Raw genomic sequence first — 15,433 nt, forward strand, 5'->3', positions numbered from 1 at the left:
CCTGTCGGACAGGAACCGCGCGCCCGGCTCCTCAGCCCCGGAACCGCCAGGCGTGGTCCACCGGGCCGATGCCCGTGCCCAGCGCGAAGCCGTGCGCGATCGCGCCCGTCACGTACTCCTTGGCCGCCCCGACGGCCGTCACCACGGACCGCCCGCCCGCGAGCCCCGCGGCGATCGCCGACGCGTAGGTGCACCCCGTGCCGTGCGTGTGCCGGTTGTCGAGGCGCGGCGCCCGCAGCCAGTGCTCCTCGGTGCCGTCGGTGAGCAGGTCCACCGCGTCCCCCGGCAGGTGGCCGCCCTTGATCAGCGCCCAGCGGGGCCCGAACTCCAGGAGCGCGTGCGCCGCGCGCCGCAGGTCCGCCTCGTCCGCCACCCGTACCCCGGTGAGCTGCGCCACCTCGTCCAGGTTGGGGGTGGCCACCGTCGCGGTGGGCAGCAGTCTCTTCCGTACGCCGTCCAGCGCCGAGGCGGCCAGCAGCGGATCGCCGTGCTTGGAGACGCCGACCGGGTCGACGACCACGGGGACGCCGGTCGCGGCGAGCAGTTCGGCCACGGCGTCGACCAGAACGGCGGAGGAGAGCATGCCGGTCTTCACGGCCTGCACCCCGATGTCGTCGACGACGCTGCGGTACTGCGCGCGTACCGCCTCCACCGGCAGTTCCCAGGCGCCCTGGACGCCCAGGGAGTTCTGCGCCGTGACGGCGGTGAGCACGCTCATGCCGTGCGTGCCGAAGGCCAGCATCGTCTTGAGGTCGGCCTGGATGCCCGCTCCGCCGCCGGAATCGGATCCGGCGACGGTGAGGACACGGGGCGGCGCGGGCACGGATGTCGGCATACCGACGAATCTACGTGCCCGCGCGCACCGTGCTCCTAGAGGGTGTCCTCGATGTCACCGAAGTGGTCCCAGCCGCCCTTGCTGGTCCACGGGGCGCCGTCGACCGTCACCTGGGGCAGCGCGGAGGGGTTGAGGACCTCCCCGATCACCTTCCAACGCGCCGGGAGCTTGGCGTCCGCGGGGAACGTCGCGACGATCGCGTGGTCCTCCCCGCCGGTCAGCACCCACTGGAGCGGATCGACGCCGACCGCCTGGCCGATGTCGTTCATCTGCGTGGGGATGTCGATCAGACCGGACCGCAGATCGATACGGACCTGGCTGGCGTCCGCGATGTGCCCGAGGTCCGCGACGAGCCCGTCGCTGACGTCGGTCATCGCGGTGGCGCCGAGACCGGCCGCCGCCGGGCCCGCGTGGTACGGCGGCTCCGGCCTGCGGTGCGCCTCCACGAAGGCGCGCGGTGAGCGGAAGCCCCGGGAGAGCACCGCGTGCCCCGCCGCCGACCAGCCCAGCCAGCCGGTGTAGGCGACCACGTCGCCGGGCCGGGCGCCCGACCTGACCACCGGCTCGTGGTTGCGCAGATCGCCCAGCGCGGTGATCGCGATCGTGATGGAGTCGCCGCGCACCACGTCACCGCCGACCACGGCGGCGCCCGCGACCTGGCATTCGTCGCGGATGCCGTCCATCAGCTCGGTGGGCCAGGTGACCGGGAGTTCGGCCGGCACGACCAGTCCGAGCAGCAGCGCGGTGGGCACCGCGCCCATCGCCGCGATGTCGGCCAGGTTCTGCGCGGCGGCCTTGCGGCCCACGTCGTACGCCGTCGACCAGTCACGGCGGAAGTGCCGCCCCTCCAGGAGCAGATCCGTACTGGCCACGACCCTGCGGTCGGGGGCCGCCACGACCGCGGCGTCGTCGCCCGGCCCGAGCCGGACCGCCGGGGTGGTGGTGAGCCGGGACGTCAGCTCTCTGATGAGCCCGAACTCCCCCAACTCGCCCACGGTTCCCTTCACCGAGTCTCCCCTTCTCTTGCTCTCTTCACCGGGCCGCGTCTGCGGTCGCGGCCCTCGCTGCTGTCGCTGCCTTCACCGGTCACGTCAACACCGCCGTACGCCGGGTCACGCCCGGGTGCCACGACGGGTGTGCCGCGCCCCGGGCCGTACCCCGCGCCGTGCGCCGCGCGGGTCATGCGGCCCGCTCGCGTCAACGTGGACCCGCGGGCGCCACCCCGCGGGCGCCACCGGGCGCCCGGGTCTCCCCGCGGCCCGCGGCGACGCGATACCGTGGCGTCTCTTTCCCCACATGATCCTCGTGGCCGCCCTGGAGGTTCCGTGGTACAGGCGTACATCCTTATTCAGACCGAGGTGGGCAAGGCGACGGCCGTCGCCGAGACCATCGCAAAGATTCCGGGAGTGATCCAGGCCGAGGACGTCACCGGTCCTTACGACGTGATCGTGCGGGCTCAGGCGGACACCGTCGACGAGCTCGGCCGCATGGTCGTCGCCAAAGTCCAGCAAGTAGAAGGCATCACCCGCACCCTGACCTGCCCGGTCGTCCATCTCTAGACCGCCCCCGTCTACGCTTGGCCGGTGATACGTTTCCGTCGCCCGCTTCAGGGCCGCAGGCTGTCCGGCCGCTCGTTCGCCCGTCTTCCCGCCGTGGCCGTCCTTCTGACGGCGGCGGCGGGCTGTTCTTCCACGGACACCTCGGTCGCGGTTCCCGCCCCCTCCAAGGAGGAGGCGGTCCTCTGCCGCGCGCTGCACAAGGAACTGCCCACGACCCTCGCCGACCTCGACCGCTCCGATCCCGAGCCGCGCTCGGAACTGACCGCGGGGTGGGGGGACGGCGCGATCGTACTGCGCTGCGGGGTGCCCCGGCCCGCGGGGATGGACAACGCCCAGGCGCAGGGTGTGGAGGCGAACGGCGTCAACTGGATGCTGGAGGAGCGGGACTCCGGTCCGCGGTTCACCACGACGTACCGCCGGACCTATGTCGAGGTCACGATGTCCACGCGCTACACGCACGACTCCACCCCGCTCGCGGGGCTGGCCGAGGCCGTCGAGAAGACGGTCCCTTCCAGCCTGTAGACACTGCCGGCCGCTGTGCGCGGCGCGGGCCCGGTGCGCGGAACGCACCGAGCCGTACGCGCCGTACGGTGCGGACGTTTCCCGGTCGCGCTCAGCGCAGGCCGGTCGGGCGGCGCAGCGCCGCCTGGATGAGCCGGTCCACCAGTTCCGCGTAGCCGACGCCGCTCTCCTGCCACATGCGCGGGTACATGGAGATGGGTGTGAAGCCCGGCATCGTGTTGATCTCGTTGATGACGAACCGGCCGTCCTCGGTGAGGAAGAAGTCCGCGCGGACCAGGCCCTCGCAGGAGGTGGCCTCGAACGCCGCCACCGCGAGCCGCCGTACCTCCGCGGTCTCCTCGGGCGTCAGCGGCGCGGGCACCAGACCGGCGGCCGAGTCGATGTACTTGGCCTCGAAGTCGTAGAAGTCGTGCTCCGTGACCGGCGGGATCTCGGCGGGCACGCTGGCGCGCGGACCGTCCTCGAACTCCAGCACGCCGCACTCGATCTCGCGCCCGCGCAGCAGCGACTCGACCAGGATCTTGGGGTCGTGACGGCGGGCCTCGGTGATCGCCTCGTCGAGCCCCGCGAGGTCGTCGACCTTGGTGATGCCCATGGAGGAACCGCCCCGGGCGGGCTTCACGAAGAGCGGCCAGCCGTGCTCGGCGGCGAAGTCCACGATCCTCGCGCGGGCGGCGGCGCCCGGCGCCCCGCCGTCCTCGGGGGTCTGCTCCCACTCACGGGGCCGGATCACCACGTACGGGCCGACGGGCAGCCCGAAGGAGGTGAACACCCGCTTCATGTACTCCTTGTCCTGGCCGACGGCCGAGGCGAGGACGCCCGCGCCGACGTACGGGACCCCGGACAGTTCCAGCAGCCCCTGGAGGGTGCCGTCCTCCCCGTACGGGCCGTGCAGCACGGGGAAGACCACATCGACGTCGCCCAGCACCTTGGGCACGGAGCCCGGTTCGCTGTAGACGACCTCGCGGCTGCCCGGGTCGACGGAGAGGACGACGGAGCCGTCCGTGGACTCGGCGATCTGCTCGACGCTCGGCAGGGAACGATCGGCGATACCCATGCGCTCCGGGTCGTCGGCGGTGAGCGCCCAGCGGCCGTCGGTGGTGATGCCGATCGGGAGGACGTCGTACTTCGTGCGGTCGATGGACCGCAGTACGGCGCCGGCCGTGACCACCGAGATGGCGTGCTCGGAGCTGCGGCCGCCGAAGACGACGGCCACACGCGGCTTGCGGGGCGGCTGCTCGGCGCCGCTCTCCGGGCTGTGCCCAAGGCTGCGCTCGGGGCTTCGGGGGGAGTTCTCGCTGCTCATATCGCGATGAGCGTACCTGCTGGTACCGCCCGAGTCAGCGTCGCTCGGGCTTGGCGCTGCGCGACATCAGCTCCTTGAGTGCGACGAGCGGCGGCTTCCCGTTGTGCACGATGTCCACGACGGTTTCGGTGATGGGCATGTCGACATCGTGGCGCCGCGCCAGATCCAGTACGGACTCGCAGGACTTGACGCCCTCGGCGGTCTGCTTGGTGACCGCGATGGTCTCCTGGAGGGTCATCCCGCGCCCGAGGTTGGTGCCGAAGGTGTGGTTGCGGGAGAGCGGTGAGGAACACGTGGCGATGAGGTCGCCCATTCCGGCGAGTCCGGAGAAGGTGTGGGGATCGGCTCCCATGGCGAGGCCGAGCCGGGTGGTCTCGGCGAGCCCGCGGGTCATCAGGGACGCCTTGGTGTTGTCGCCGAGGCCCATCCCGTCGGCGATGCCCACGGCGAGGCCGATCACGTTCTTGACGGCGCCGCCGAGTTCGCAGCCGACGACATCGGTGTTGGTGTACGGGCGGAAGTACGGGGTGTGGCAGGCGGCCTGGAGCCGCTGGGCGACCCCCTCCTCCTCGCAGGCGACGACGGCGGCGGCCGGCATCCGGCCCGCGATCTCCTTGGCGAGGTTGGGTCCGGTGACGACGGCGACCCGCTCGGCGGGCGCCTTGGCGACCTCCTCGATCACCTCGCTCATCCGCTTGGCGGTGCCGAGTTCGACGCCCTTCATCAGGGAGACGAGGACGGTGTCGGAGGGGAGGACGGGCGCCCACCGCGCGAGGTTGCCGCGCAGCGTCTGGGAGGGCACGGTGAGCACGGTGAACTCCGCGTCGCGCGCGGCCTCCGCCGGGTCGGTGGTGGCCCGTACGCCCGCGGGCAGTTCGAATCCCGGCAGGTAGGCGGGGTTGGCGCGGGTGGTGTTGATGGCGTCGGCGATCTCGGGGCGCCGGCCCCAGATCGTCACGTCGCATCCCGCGTCGGCGAGGACCATGGCGAACGCCGTGCCCCACGATCCCGCTCCGAAGACGGCGACCCGCGTCACTTAGACCCCTCTTCCGCGGCTTTGCGCCGCTGTTCTTCCCTGGCCTTGCGGTAGTCGTACGAGACGGTGGGCACCGGCTCGCCGCGTACCTCGGACAGCAGTTCCGTGATGGCGGCCATGATGACCTCGGTGGCCTCGCGCAGCAATTCGGGGGCGATCTCCCGGTCGTAGAAGCGCGTCAGGTCGACGGGCGGGCCGACGAGGACATGGTGGGTCTTGCGCGGGAAGAGATGGGCCTTCGTGGCGTACGGCGCGAGCACGAGGTTGGCGCCCCACTGCGCGACGGGGATGACCGGGCACTTGGTCTGGAGGGCGACCCTGGCCACCCCGGTCTTGGCGGTCATGGGCCACATGTCCGGGTCGCGGGTGAGGGTGCCCTCGGGGTAGAACGCCACGCATTCGCCCCGCTCGACGGCGTCGATGGCGGCGCGGAAGGCGCTCAGCGCGTCGCTGGTCTCGCGGTAGACGGGGATCTGCCCCGTGCCGCGCATGACGGCGCCGATGAACCCCTTGGTGAAAAGGCCGTCCTTCGCGAGGAAGCGCGGAACGCGGCCGGTGTTGTACTGGAAGTGGGCGTAGGCGAACGGGTCGAGATGCGAATTGTGGTTCACCGCGGTGATGAATCCGCCGTCGGCCGGAATGTGCTCCGTACCCCGCCAGTCCCGCTTGAGGAGAAGGATCAGCGGCGGTTTTGCGATGACCGCCGCCAGGCGGTACCAGAAGCCGATTCTACGGCGGGACACTCGAACACCTTCCTCTTCTCGCCGGGCCCGTGCCCGGCTGCCGGGGATCAAGTGTGGCCTCGGTCCCGCGCTCTGTCGAGAACACCGTACGCCCCGGTCCCGGGACCGGCCCTGTGGGCCGTGGCGGTGCCGGGCCACAATAGAGGGCCGATACACATGGTCTGTACACGGGCTCCCGCGCAGGGAGGGAGGGCGGACGCGGAGATGGACGGAAAGACGTACGGAGAGTTCGCCACGCACACCGGTCCGACCGCCCCATGGTCCCTGGTCGTCCCGCTCAAACCGCTCCGGCTCGCCAAGAGCAGGCTCACCGTCGCGACGGGGGACGCGCTGCGCCCGCGGCTCGCCCTCGCGTTCGCGCTGGACACGGTGGCCGCGGTGCTGGCCTGCCCCGTCGTCCGCGACGTGGCGGTGGTGACCGACGATCCGACGGCGGCGGCGGAGCTGTCCGCGCTGGGCGCGCGCGTCGTGCCGGACACCCCGGCGGACGGACTCAACGCGGCGCTCGCGCACGGGGCGCGGGCGGTCAGGGCGCGGCGGCCCCGGGCGGCGGTGGCCGTGCTCAACGCGGACCTGCCGGCGCTCCGCCCGGCGGAGCTGGCGCTGGTCCTGGCCGCCGCGGAGCCATTTCCGCGCGCTTTTCTCGCGGACGCCGCGGGAATCGGTACGACTTTGCTGACGGCGGGGCCCGGTGTGGAATTGAATCCGGCTTTCGGCGGCCCCTCCCGCCTTGGACATTTGTCGACAGGGGCGGTGGAAATACTTCTGGCCGGGGTGGATTCCGTACGGCGGGATGTCGATACGGGCGAGGATCTGCTGCACGCGGCGGAACTCGGGCTCGGTCCGCGCACGGCCCTGCGGTTCGCGAGCGGCGCCGGGGACGGCGGACAGCAGGCGCACGGTCCGCTCCCGGCGCCCGGTCCCGGCGGCTGAGACCTGCGGCGCGGGGAACGACGATCCGGGCGATACGCTGCGGGGATGCAGGCGACCTCGTACACATACGATTCCGAGACCCGTTGCGGGAGTGTGCTGCTGGACGACGGCACCCCGGTGGAGTTCGACGCCGCGGCCTTCGACGCCGGCGGGCTGCGGCTGCTCCGACCGGGGCAGCGGGTACGGATCGAGACCGAGAGCCGGGGCGAGGGCGAGCCGCAGCGCATCACGCTGGTGACCCTCCAGACCCTCTGAGGCTTCCGCGCCGCCCCGCGTCGCCTCCCGGCGCCTTCATGAGCACCTCGTAGCACCTCATAGCACCTCACTGCGTCCCGGGGCCGCGCCATGGCGCCCCGTACGGGGCGTGGGCCGGGCGGCCACCGGTCGGCGGCCACGGGCCGTGCGGCCGGGGTGCCTCAAACGCCGCGGGCCGGGCTCCCCGAGGGGAGCCCGGCCCGGCGCGTACGGCCCTGTACCGCTTCCTGCTTACTTCTTCCTGGCGACGGCCTTCTTCGCCGTCGTGGTGCGCGCGGTGGCCTTGCGCGCCGGGGCCTTCTTGGCCGTCGCCTTCTTGGCCGGCGCGGTCTTCTTGGCGGTGGCCTTCTTGGCGGTGCCCGTGGCCTTCTTGGCGGTCTTCTTCGCCGTGGCCGTGGTCTTCTTGGCCGTGGTCTTCTTCGCCGCGCTGGTCTTCTTGGCGGCGGTGGTCTTGGCGGTCGTGGTCTTCTTGGCCGCGGTCTTCTTCCCAGCCGTCGCCGCCTTCTTGGCGGTGGCCTTCTTGGCCGCGGCCTTCACGGTCGTACGCGTGGAAGATCCGCCCGAGAGGCTGCCCTTGGGGGCCTTCTTGACGGCCACGTCGTTCTTCGGGAGCTTCTTCGAGCCGCTCACGAGGTCCTTGAAACCCTGGCCCGCGCGGAACCGCGGCACCGAGGTCTTCTTGACCCGCACGCGCTCGCCCGTCTGCGGGTTACGGGCGTAACGCGCCGGGCGGTCGACCTTCTCGAACGAGCCGAAGCCGGTGACCGAGACCCGGTCCCCGGCGACCACCGCGCGGACGATCGCGTCGAGTACCGCGTCGACCGCGTCCGCGGCCTGCTGACGGCCGCCGACCTTGTCCGCAATCGCTTCTACGAGCTGCGCCTTGTTCACGTCTTCCCCTTCGGAGACATTGCCAGAACGAAAGTGTTCAAGCTTTTTCGCACGTTAGGCAGATATATACCGCAAATCAAACACGAAACGGGCTAATCACCCTAGTGCCGCAACGAAGTCGGCCCGGCAGAGTTCCGCGGAGGGTCAGAGACCTTCCGGAAAACGACCCTCGTCCAGGTCCTTCATCAAGCGGTCCAGACGCCTTGCCGCGCCCGGGAGATCGTGTTTCGCCGCGGCCGTGATGACCAGCAGCTTCCGGGAGAGAGCCTGTCTGACGCCCTCCGGGACTTGCAGTGCACGCACTCTTGCGTGCGCATCTTTGAGTTGTTCGGCGACTAACCCGTAGAGCTTGAGTTGGCTGTCGCGTTCCATGCACCGATTGTGCCATCTGGGGCGAGTTGTCGCCCGACAGGGGCTCAACAAGCAACTGCACCCCCTGCCGGGAGGCAGGGGGTGCAGTAGGGGAAACGCGCTGATCAGGCGGCGATTGTGCGCGGTTTGAAGGACGGCCTGGCGGCCTCGTACGCGACGATGTCGGACTCGTTCTGAAGGGTGAGGCTGATGTCGTCGAGCCCGTTCAGCAAGCGCCACCGAGCGTTCTCGTCAAGCTCGAAATCGGCCACAAGCGTTGCTCCGTCAGGGGCGCTCGCGCGGACCTGGCGCTGCTCCAGGTCGACCGTGACCTCCGCCGTGGGGTCGCTCTCGGTGATCGCCCAGAGGGCATCCACGACGGACTGCTCCAGAACGACGGTCAGCAGACCGTTCTTGAGCGAGTTCCCACGGAAGATGTCCGCGAACCGGGAGGAGATGACGGCCTTGAAACCGAAGTTCTGGAGGGCCCAGACGGCGTGTTCCCGGGAGGATCCCGTGCCGAAGTCGGGTCCGGCGACCAGGACCGAGGCCCCGGCGTACTCGGGCCGGTTGAGGACGAAGGACGGGTCCTTGCGCCACGCCTCGAACAGCCCGTCCTCGAACCCGTCCCTGGTGACCTTCTTGAGCCAGTGGGCGGGGATGATCTGGTCGGTGTCGACGTTGCTGCGGCGCAGCGGGGCGGCGGGACCGGTGTGGGTGGTGAAGGCTTCCATGGTTATCGCGCTCCAGCGGGCGTACGGTCGCCGGCACCGGCGTCGGACAGATCGGCGGGCGAGGCCAGGTGGCCCAGTACGGCGGTGGCGGCGGCGACCTGGGGAGAGACGAGATGCGTCCGGCCGCCCTTGCCCTGCCTGCCCTCGAAGTTACGGTTGGACGTGGACGCGGAACGCTCGCCGGGCGCCAGTTGGTCGGGGTTCATGCCCAGGCACATCGAGCAGCCCGCGTGCCGCCATTCGGCGCCCGCGGCGGTGAACACCTTGTCCAGGCCCTCGGCGACGGCCTGGAGGGCGACGCGCACCGAGCCCGGGACGACCAGCATCCGTACGCCGTCGGCGACTTTGCGGCCCTCCAGCAGGGTGGCGGCCGAGCGCAGGTCCTCGATACGGCCGTTGGTGCAGGAGCCTACGAAGACGGTGTCGACCTTGATGTCGCGCAGCGCCTGCCCGGCGGTCAACCCCATGTACTCCAGGGCCTTTTCGGCGGCGAGCCGCTCCGAAGCGTCCTCGTACGAAGCCGGGTCGGGGACGTGCGCGGAGAGCGGCAGGCCCTGGCCCGGGTTGGTGCCCCAGGTGACGAACGGCGCCAGCTCCTCGGCCTTGATGAAGACCTCGGCGTCGAAGACCGCGTCGTCGTCGGTGCGCAGCGTCCGCCAGTACGCGACGGCCGCGTCCCAGTCGGCGCCCTCGGGGGCGTGGTCACGGCCCTTGAGGTAGTCGAAGGTGGTCGCGTCGGGGGCGATCATGCCCGCCCTGGCGCCGGCCTCGATCGACATGTTGCAGATGGTCATCCGGGCCTCCATCGACAGACTCTCGATGGCGGAACCCCGGTACTCCAGGATGTAGCCCTGGCCGCCGCCGGTGCCGATCTTCGCGATGATCGCGAGGATCAGGTCCTTGGCGGTGACGTCGGCGGGCAGTTCGCCCTCGACCGTGATCGCCATGGTCCTGGGGCGGGCCAGCGGCAGCGTCTGGGTGGCGAGGACGTGCTCGACCTGGCTGGTGCCGATGCCGAACGCGAGCGCGCCGAAGGCGCCGTGGGTGGAGGTGTGGCTGTCGCCGCAGACCACCGTGGTGCCGGGCTGGGTCAGGCCGAGCTGCGGGCCCACCACGTGGACGACGCCCTGCTCGACGTCGCCCAGCGGGTGCAGCCGTACGCCGAAGTCCGCGCAGTTCTTGCGCAGGGTCTCCAACTGGACGCGGGAGACGGGATCCGCGATGGGCTTGTCGATGTCGAGGGTCGGGGTGTTGTGGTCCTCGGTCGCGATGGTGAGGTCGGTCCGCCGGACCTGCCGGCCGTTCTGGCGCAGGCCGTCGAACGCCTGGGGGCTGGTCACCTCGTGCAGCAGGTGCAGATCGATGAAGAGAAGGTCGGGCTCGCCCTCCGCGCGCCGGACGACATGGTCGTCCCAGACCTTCTCCGCGAGTGTCCTACCCATCGCTTTCCCTCCGGCCGGCCTCTCGTGGCCGGCTCTCCTAGAGATATGTGGGCCTACGTCCGTACCCCACGCTCCGGACGTCGGCGGGGGACCCTTGGTCATGGGCCCGTCTCCCGCGGGCCCGATTCCGCGGGCCCGTACCTACAGGTTGGCAACTTCCCCGGAAAATTGAACTTGCGTTTCACAGAGTGAGACGCGAGTATCGTTTCATGGACAACTCTAGCGGCGTCGGCGTTCTCGACAAGGCGGCTCTGGTATTGAGCGCCCTGGAGTCCGGTCCGGCCACCCTCGCCGGGCTGGTCGCGGCGACCGGGCTCGCACGACCCACGGCCCACCGGCTGGCCGTGGCACTGGAACACCACCGACTGGTGGCGAGGGACATGCAGGGCCGGTTCATCCTGGGCCCGCGCCTGGCCGAGCTGGCCGCGGCGGCGGGCGAGGACCGCCTGCTGGCCACGGCGGGCCCGGTCCTCACGCATCTGCGGGACCTGACCGGGGAGAGCGCGCAGCTCTACCGCCGCCAGGGCGACATGCGGATATGCGTGGCGGCGGCGGAGCGGCTCTCGGGGCTGCGGGACACGGTCCCGGTCGGCTCGACCCTGACCATGAAGGCGGGCTCCTCGGCCCAGATCCTGATGGCCTGGGAGGAGCCGGAGCGGCTGCACCGCGGCCTCCAGGGGGCCCGTTTCACGGCGACGGCGCTCTCGGGCGTACGGCGCAGGGGCTGGGCCCAGTCGATCGGCGAGCGGGAGCCGGGCGTGGCCTCGGTCTCGGCGCCGGTACGGGGCCCGTCGAACCGCGTGGTCGCGGCCGTCTCGGTATCCGGACCGATCGAGCGTCTGACGCGCCACCCGGGCCGGATGCACGCCCAGGCCGTGATCGACGCGGCGGGACGGCTGAGCGAGGCCCTGCGCCGCGCGAGCTGACCCCGCTCCCCCCGCCCCCCACCTCTCTCCCCCGCCCGTCGTTCCCCGGGCCGCTCCAGCGCCGCAGCGGCCCGCCGGACCCCGTCCGGCCCTCCCCGGTCAGGGACGGATCACCGCGCCGTCACGAGGCCAGCCGGTCCGCCGCTCGCTCGCCGCGCCTGCCGACCGGGACCACCCCGCCCACCGCCCCGAGGCCGAACTCCGGCATGTTGACGTAGACGCTCTCGTACGAGCCGGCGGGGACCGCGTAGGTCTCGTGCCAGAACCCCACCCCGTCGCCGCCCTCGCGCGCCCTGCGGTTGAACTCCGCCCAGGCGGGACGGTGCTCCCCGTCCGGCGCCGCCGCGTAGGCCAGCAGCTTCTCCGTGGACTCCCAGTACTGGACGAGGTAGACGAGGCGCGCCCCGCCCACCAGCACCCGGGCGGATATCAGCCCGCTGGAACGGTCCCGGGCCAGCTCCTTCAGCATCCGCGGCATGGCCCTGGCGACGGGCCACCAGTCGCGCGGTGAGCGGAACTTGTTGATGCGCATCCCGATCAGGAACACGACCACCCCCTGGTCGGCACCGGAAGTCATCCGCCCTTGGATCACCTTCGCACCCATGACGCCCCCTTTCTCTGCCCTGCGTGACATCCCACGCAATTGGATAGCTCCACTATCCATGATTGGATAGTGCCACTGTCCAAGGGAAGGTGCAACCGGGATGCGCATGGCGGAGCTGAGCGAACGCAGCGGGGTCCCCACCGCCACGATCAAGTACTACCTGCGCGAGGGGCTGCTCCGCCCCGGCCGCAGGATCAACGCCACCCAGGCCGCGTACGACGAGGAGCATCTGCGCCGGCTGCGACTGGTCAGGGCGCTGATCCAGGTGGGCCGGATGCCGGTGGCCACGGCGCGGGAGGTCCTGGTGGCGGTGGAGGACGAGTCGCTCGACCGGCACAGCCGGATCGGGGCGGCGGTCTGGTCGCTCCCGGAGACCCTCCCCGCCACGGCCGCCGGTACGGCGTCGGGCGCGGCCCCGACCGCGGAGACACCCGTGCCCGACGCCGCGGCGGAGTCGGCCGGGGAGCGGGCGACGGAGCTGCTGGTACGGCTCGGCTGGGGCTTCGGCAGCGCGGCACGGGACGAGTCCCCCGCGTACCGGACGCTCGTCGGGGCGATCGCGGCGCTGGATCGGAGCGGCTATCCGGCCACGCTGGAGGACCTGCTCGTGTACGGGCGGTGCGCGGACCAACTCGGCGCCGTGGACATCGACATGATCGAGCGGTACGAGCCGGGTACGCGCCAGGTCGAGGCGGCGGTGGCGGGAACGGTGCTGTACGAACCGGTGTTGCTGAGCCTGCGGCGGCTCGCCCAGGCGGAGGAGTCCAACCGGCGCTTCGGCGAAGGCAGTTGACGGCCGATGACTGTTGACGGCCGACAGCGGTCGATGGCCGACGGCGGTCGACGGCGCAGGGCAGCCGTACGAGGGTGACGGGAGAAGGACAACGAAAAGGCCCTCCCCGAGGGGAGGGCCGATATCGCGATCTTTCTTACGTGGTACCCCCGACCGGATTCGAACCGGCGCTACTGCCGTGAGAGGGCAGCGTGCTAGGCCGCTACACAACGGGGGCATGGCCTGGGCCAAGCTGGGCTACCAGGACTCGAACCTAGAACAACGGAACCAGAAACCGTCGTGTTGCCAATTACACCATAGCCCATGGTGATTCTTGAGAATCAGTACCCCCGACCGGATTCGAACCGGCGCTACTGCCGTGAGAGGGCAGCGTGCTAGGCCGCTACACAACGGGGGCCCTAGCGATCCTGCATCAACGTATCCGGGTGCGACCCGAGGACGTCGGAGAGAAGGATCTGTACCCCCGACCGGATTCGAACCGGCGCTACTGCCGTGAGAGGGCAGCGTGCTAGGCCGCTACACAACGGGGGCGTTGCAGATACAGTCTGCGCTGGGCTACCAGGACTCGAACCTAGACTAACGGAACCAGAAACCGTCGTGCTGCCAATTACACCATAGCCCACCAAATCTGAACCCCCGAAGGGGGTCTGGTCTGGCGTGCGCTTCCCGGTCGGACCTTGCGGTTTCCCGGGCGGCGCAGGAAGAACATTACCCGATCGCGGACGGCGCTCCAAAACGGGTATCCCCGCGCAGTACCGCGGGAAGCTGCCCCAGATCGGTGATCCGCACCAGCTCCGGGCGCCCGCCGAGCCGGCCCCGGTCCAGCCAGACCCCGGTGAGCCCGGCGGCCGTCGCCCCGCCCGCGTCGATGTCGGGCTCGTTCCCGACGTACGCCACCTCCCCCGGCTCCAGCGCGAGCGCGTCGCAGGCGGCGTGGAAGGCGGCGGCGTCGGGTTTGGAGACCCCCAGCTCGGCGGCGCAGAGCACGGCCTCGAAGTGGTCGCGGACACCGAGGACGCGCAGCTTCCGGTCCTGGTTGATGATCGAGGAGTTCGACAGCACGGCCTGCCGGTAGTCGGCGGCGAGCAGATCGAGGGCGGCGAGGCTGTCGGGGAACAGGCTCCAGGCGGTCTCGTAGTGCGCGATGTACCGGTCGAACCACGCGTCGGTCTCGGCGTCGCTCAGCCCCGTACCGTCGCTCAGCCCCGTACCGACGAAGGCCCGCACCCGGTCGCGCCGCTGCCCCAGGAAGTCGGTCTCCCCGGCGGCGAACCGCAGCCACTGCGCGTCGGTGATCTCCCGCCACCGTGCGAGGGCCTGGTCGACGGTCTCGCCCGGGACGGCCATGCCCTCGGCGGCGAGGTGCCGCTGCATGCCCGCGCGGTCGGCGCTCGTGTAGTCGAAGAGGGTGTCGTCGATGTCCCAGAGGACCGCGCGGATCGCCATACGGCGACGGTACCGCGTGGGCGTCGCGGCGGCCCGGCCCGCGGTGGGCCCGGACCGCCCCACGGAGATCACTCCCCGCGTACGCGGCCCCGTCCGAGGAACGCGCGCATCTCGGGGGCGACGGCGGCGGCGAGATCCTCGGCGGTCCGCAGGCCGTTGCCGATCGAGACCGTGGCCAGGTGCCCCTCGGGGAGGACGTCCGCGACCTCTTCGGCGAGAGCGGTGGGGTGACGGGGGTCGGTGCCGGGAAGGACGAGGGCCGGCACGGTGATCGCGGCGAGTTCACCGACGCTCCGGAAGGAGCGGTCGTGGCCGATGGCGGCCGCGGCCACGATGCTCGCGGGGTCCGACCGCGGTACGGCATCGCGCACCATGTCCCCGACGACGGGCGGGAGATCGGCGAGTACGGGCTCCCAGCCGGCCTCGATGCCGTCGGCCGCGACACGGGCGGCGAACGCGTCGAGAAAGCGGATCTCGGCTTCCTTGGCCTCGTCGTCCTCGATGTCCTCCACCCCGATCAGCACGGCGGCCCGCACCCGTTCCGGATGGGATGCCGCCGCCCGGAGCGTGATCGTGGAGCCCAGGCCCGCCCCGGCGAGAACGGCATCGGGGAGCTCCAGGTGGTCCAGGAGCAGGATCACGTCCTCGACGTACCGGGCCCAGGTGTAGCGGGCCGGTTCCCGGCAGACCGAGCGGCCGTAGCCCCGTAGATCGGGGAGGACGACCGTCCAGTCGCCGGTGAACCGTTCGGCCAGGGGGAGCATGCTCCTGCGGTCGGGCCCGCCCGCGTGCAGCAGGACGAGGGCCGGTCCTGCTCCGACGACGGTGGCGTGCAGGGCGCAGCCGTCGGACGCCCGGTAACCGATCTCTGTCATGGGCCGAACCTAGAACGGGCGCACGGCGCCCGGTAGCCGCCGGCCCGCCGACCGATGACGCGATCCCGCCAGCGCCGAGCGCCCCCGGCCGACGGGGCGCGCGCCGGGCCGACGGGGCGCGCGCCGGGCCGACGGGGCGCGCGCCGGGCCGTCCACCACGACCGGTGTGGCGGCCCATTACA

The 15,433-nt window shown here is 71.3% G+C and carries 18 protein-coding genes and 5 tRNA genes; 6 read left to right on the plus strand and 17 right to left on the minus strand.

Annotated elements, in window-relative coordinates; all coding sequences use genetic code 11:
- Nucleotides 1-31: 31 nt before the first annotated feature.
- Together thiD and ACFXPK_RS25750 are read right to left on the minus strand one after the other, a co-directional pair.
- Complete coding sequence (gene thiD / locus ACFXPK_RS25745; RefSeq protein ID WP_384999390.1) at nt 32-835, minus strand: bifunctional hydroxymethylpyrimidine kinase/phosphomethylpyrimidine kinase; 804 nt, start codon at nt 833-835, stop codon at nt 32-34.
- A 35-nt stretch (nt 836-870) separates the two neighbouring features.
- Nucleotides 871-1,842: a thiamine-phosphate kinase gene (locus ACFXPK_RS25750; protein WP_384999393.1), complete on the minus strand. Its 972-nt coding sequence runs from the start codon at nt 1,840-1,842 to the stop codon at nt 871-873.
- 318 nt (nt 1,843-2,160) lie between these two features.
- Here ACFXPK_RS25750 and ACFXPK_RS25755 point away from each other — a divergent pair, with 318 nt between their 5' ends.
- Nucleotides 2,161-2,394 (plus strand): Lrp/AsnC family transcriptional regulator, encoded by a 234-nt coding sequence (locus tag ACFXPK_RS25755; protein WP_384922516.1) that lies wholly within the window; start codon nt 2,161-2,163, stop codon nt 2,392-2,394.
- A gap of 27 nt (nt 2,395-2,421) precedes the next feature.
- Nucleotides 2,422-2,916: a DUF3515 domain-containing protein gene (locus tag ACFXPK_RS25760; RefSeq protein WP_385079055.1), complete on the plus strand. Its 495-nt coding sequence runs from the start codon at nt 2,422-2,424 to the stop codon at nt 2,914-2,916.
- A 91-nt stretch (nt 2,917-3,007) separates the two neighbouring features.
- Here the strand turns inward: ACFXPK_RS25760 and ACFXPK_RS25765 are convergent, their stop codons facing one another.
- From ACFXPK_RS25765 to ACFXPK_RS25775, 3 genes are read right to left on the minus strand one after another with little or no spacing between them, the layout of a single operon-like run.
- Nucleotides 3,008-4,222, minus strand: coding sequence for a D-alanine--D-alanine ligase family protein (locus ACFXPK_RS25765; RefSeq protein ID WP_385079029.1), 1,215 nt, complete (start codon nt 4,220-4,222; stop codon nt 3,008-3,010).
- Between the two features lie 34 nt (nt 4,223-4,256).
- Nucleotides 4,257-5,258, minus strand: a complete 1,002-nt coding sequence (locus ACFXPK_RS25770; RefSeq protein WP_385079032.1) for an NAD(P)H-dependent glycerol-3-phosphate dehydrogenase — start codon at nt 5,256-5,258, stop codon at nt 4,257-4,259.
- Complete coding sequence (locus ACFXPK_RS25775; protein ID WP_384999400.1) at nt 5,255-6,001, minus strand: lysophospholipid acyltransferase family protein; 747 nt, start codon at nt 5,999-6,001, stop codon at nt 5,255-5,257. Before ACFXPK_RS25775 ends, ACFXPK_RS25770 begins: the two co-directional genes overlap by 4 nt.
- Nucleotides 6,002-6,205: 204 nt before the next feature.
- On the opposite strand from ACFXPK_RS25775, the gene cofC reads away from it, so the two are divergent.
- Together cofC and ACFXPK_RS25785 are read left to right on the plus strand one after the other, a co-directional pair.
- On the plus strand, nt 6,206-6,934 hold the full coding sequence (cofC, locus tag ACFXPK_RS25780; protein WP_385079035.1) for a 2-phospho-L-lactate guanylyltransferase: 729 nt from the start codon (nt 6,206-6,208) through the stop codon (nt 6,932-6,934).
- A gap of 45 nt (nt 6,935-6,979) precedes the next feature.
- Nucleotides 6,980-7,189, plus strand: a complete 210-nt coding sequence (locus ACFXPK_RS25785; RefSeq protein WP_385079038.1) for a hypothetical protein — start codon at nt 6,980-6,982, stop codon at nt 7,187-7,189.
- Between the two features lie 231 nt (nt 7,190-7,420).
- Here ACFXPK_RS25785 and ACFXPK_RS25790 read toward each other — a convergent pair whose 3' ends face one another.
- The 4 genes from ACFXPK_RS25790 to leuC all read right to left on the minus strand — a co-directional run bounded on the left by ACFXPK_RS25790 (nt 7,421) and on the right by leuC (nt 10,607).
- Nucleotides 7,421-8,080 (minus strand): HU family DNA-binding protein, encoded by a 660-nt coding sequence (locus ACFXPK_RS25790; protein WP_385002247.1) that lies wholly within the window; start codon nt 8,078-8,080, stop codon nt 7,421-7,423.
- Between the two features lie 144 nt (nt 8,081-8,224).
- Nucleotides 8,225-8,452: a hypothetical protein gene (locus ACFXPK_RS25795; protein WP_385079042.1), complete on the minus strand. Its 228-nt coding sequence runs from the start codon at nt 8,450-8,452 to the stop codon at nt 8,225-8,227.
- Nucleotides 8,453-8,556: 104 nt separating this feature from the next.
- The gene (gene leuD / locus ACFXPK_RS25800) at nt 8,557-9,165 is read right to left on the minus strand and encodes a 3-isopropylmalate dehydratase small subunit (protein ID WP_385002253.1); all 609 of its coding nucleotides are present in this window, start codon (nt 9,163-9,165) and stop codon (nt 8,557-8,559) included.
- A gap of 2 nt (nt 9,166-9,167) precedes the next feature.
- A complete protein-coding gene (gene leuC / locus ACFXPK_RS25805; RefSeq protein ID WP_385002256.1) occupies nt 9,168-10,607 on the minus strand; it encodes a 3-isopropylmalate dehydratase large subunit in 1,440 nt (479 codons plus the stop codon).
- A 209-nt stretch (nt 10,608-10,816) separates the two neighbouring features.
- Between leuC and ndgR the strand changes: the two genes are divergently transcribed.
- On the plus strand, nt 10,817-11,533 hold the full coding sequence (gene ndgR / locus ACFXPK_RS25810) for an IclR family transcriptional regulator NdgR (protein ID WP_329823068.1): 717 nt from the start codon (nt 10,817-10,819) through the stop codon (nt 11,531-11,533).
- Nucleotides 11,534-11,654: 121 nt separating this feature from the next.
- Here the strand turns inward: ndgR and ACFXPK_RS25815 are convergent, their stop codons facing one another.
- Nucleotides 11,655-12,137: a DUF4188 domain-containing protein gene (locus ACFXPK_RS25815; protein WP_385002260.1), complete on the minus strand. Its 483-nt coding sequence runs from the start codon at nt 12,135-12,137 to the stop codon at nt 11,655-11,657.
- 100 nt (nt 12,138-12,237) lie between these two features.
- Between ACFXPK_RS25815 and ACFXPK_RS25820 the strand changes: the two genes are divergently transcribed.
- Nucleotides 12,238-12,930, plus strand: a complete 693-nt coding sequence (locus ACFXPK_RS25820) for a MerR family transcriptional regulator (RefSeq protein WP_385079046.1) — start codon at nt 12,238-12,240, stop codon at nt 12,928-12,930.
- 141 nt (nt 12,931-13,071) lie between these two features.
- Here the strand turns inward: ACFXPK_RS25820 and ACFXPK_RS25825 are convergent.
- From ACFXPK_RS25825 to ACFXPK_RS25855, 7 genes are all read right to left on the minus strand, one after another.
- A tRNA-Glu gene (locus ACFXPK_RS25825) sits at nt 13,072-13,147 on the minus strand.
- Nucleotides 13,148-13,162: 15 nt separating this feature from the next.
- Nucleotides 13,163-13,234: transfer RNA gene (locus ACFXPK_RS25830), tRNA-Gln, on the minus strand.
- 20 nt (nt 13,235-13,254) lie between these two features.
- Nucleotides 13,255-13,327: transfer RNA gene (locus ACFXPK_RS25835), tRNA-Glu, on the minus strand.
- A gap of 61 nt (nt 13,328-13,388) precedes the next feature.
- Nucleotides 13,389-13,461, minus strand: a tRNA-Glu gene (locus ACFXPK_RS25840).
- Between the two features lie 19 nt (nt 13,462-13,480).
- Nucleotides 13,481-13,552, minus strand: a tRNA-Gln gene (locus ACFXPK_RS25845).
- Nucleotides 13,553-13,638: 86 nt separating this feature from the next.
- Nucleotides 13,639-14,376, minus strand: a complete 738-nt coding sequence (locus tag ACFXPK_RS25850) for an HAD family hydrolase (RefSeq protein WP_385079049.1) — start codon at nt 14,374-14,376, stop codon at nt 13,639-13,641.
- A 68-nt stretch (nt 14,377-14,444) separates the two neighbouring features.
- Nucleotides 14,445-15,251, minus strand: a complete 807-nt coding sequence (locus tag ACFXPK_RS25855) for an alpha/beta fold hydrolase (RefSeq protein WP_385079052.1) — start codon at nt 15,249-15,251, stop codon at nt 14,445-14,447.
- Between the last annotated feature and the right edge of the window lie 182 nt (nt 15,252-15,433).

The sequence above is a fragment of the Streptomyces sp. NPDC059142 genome, assembly GCF_042755665.1.
Lineage (GTDB): Bacteria > Actinomycetota > Actinomycetes > Streptomycetales > Streptomycetaceae > Streptomyces.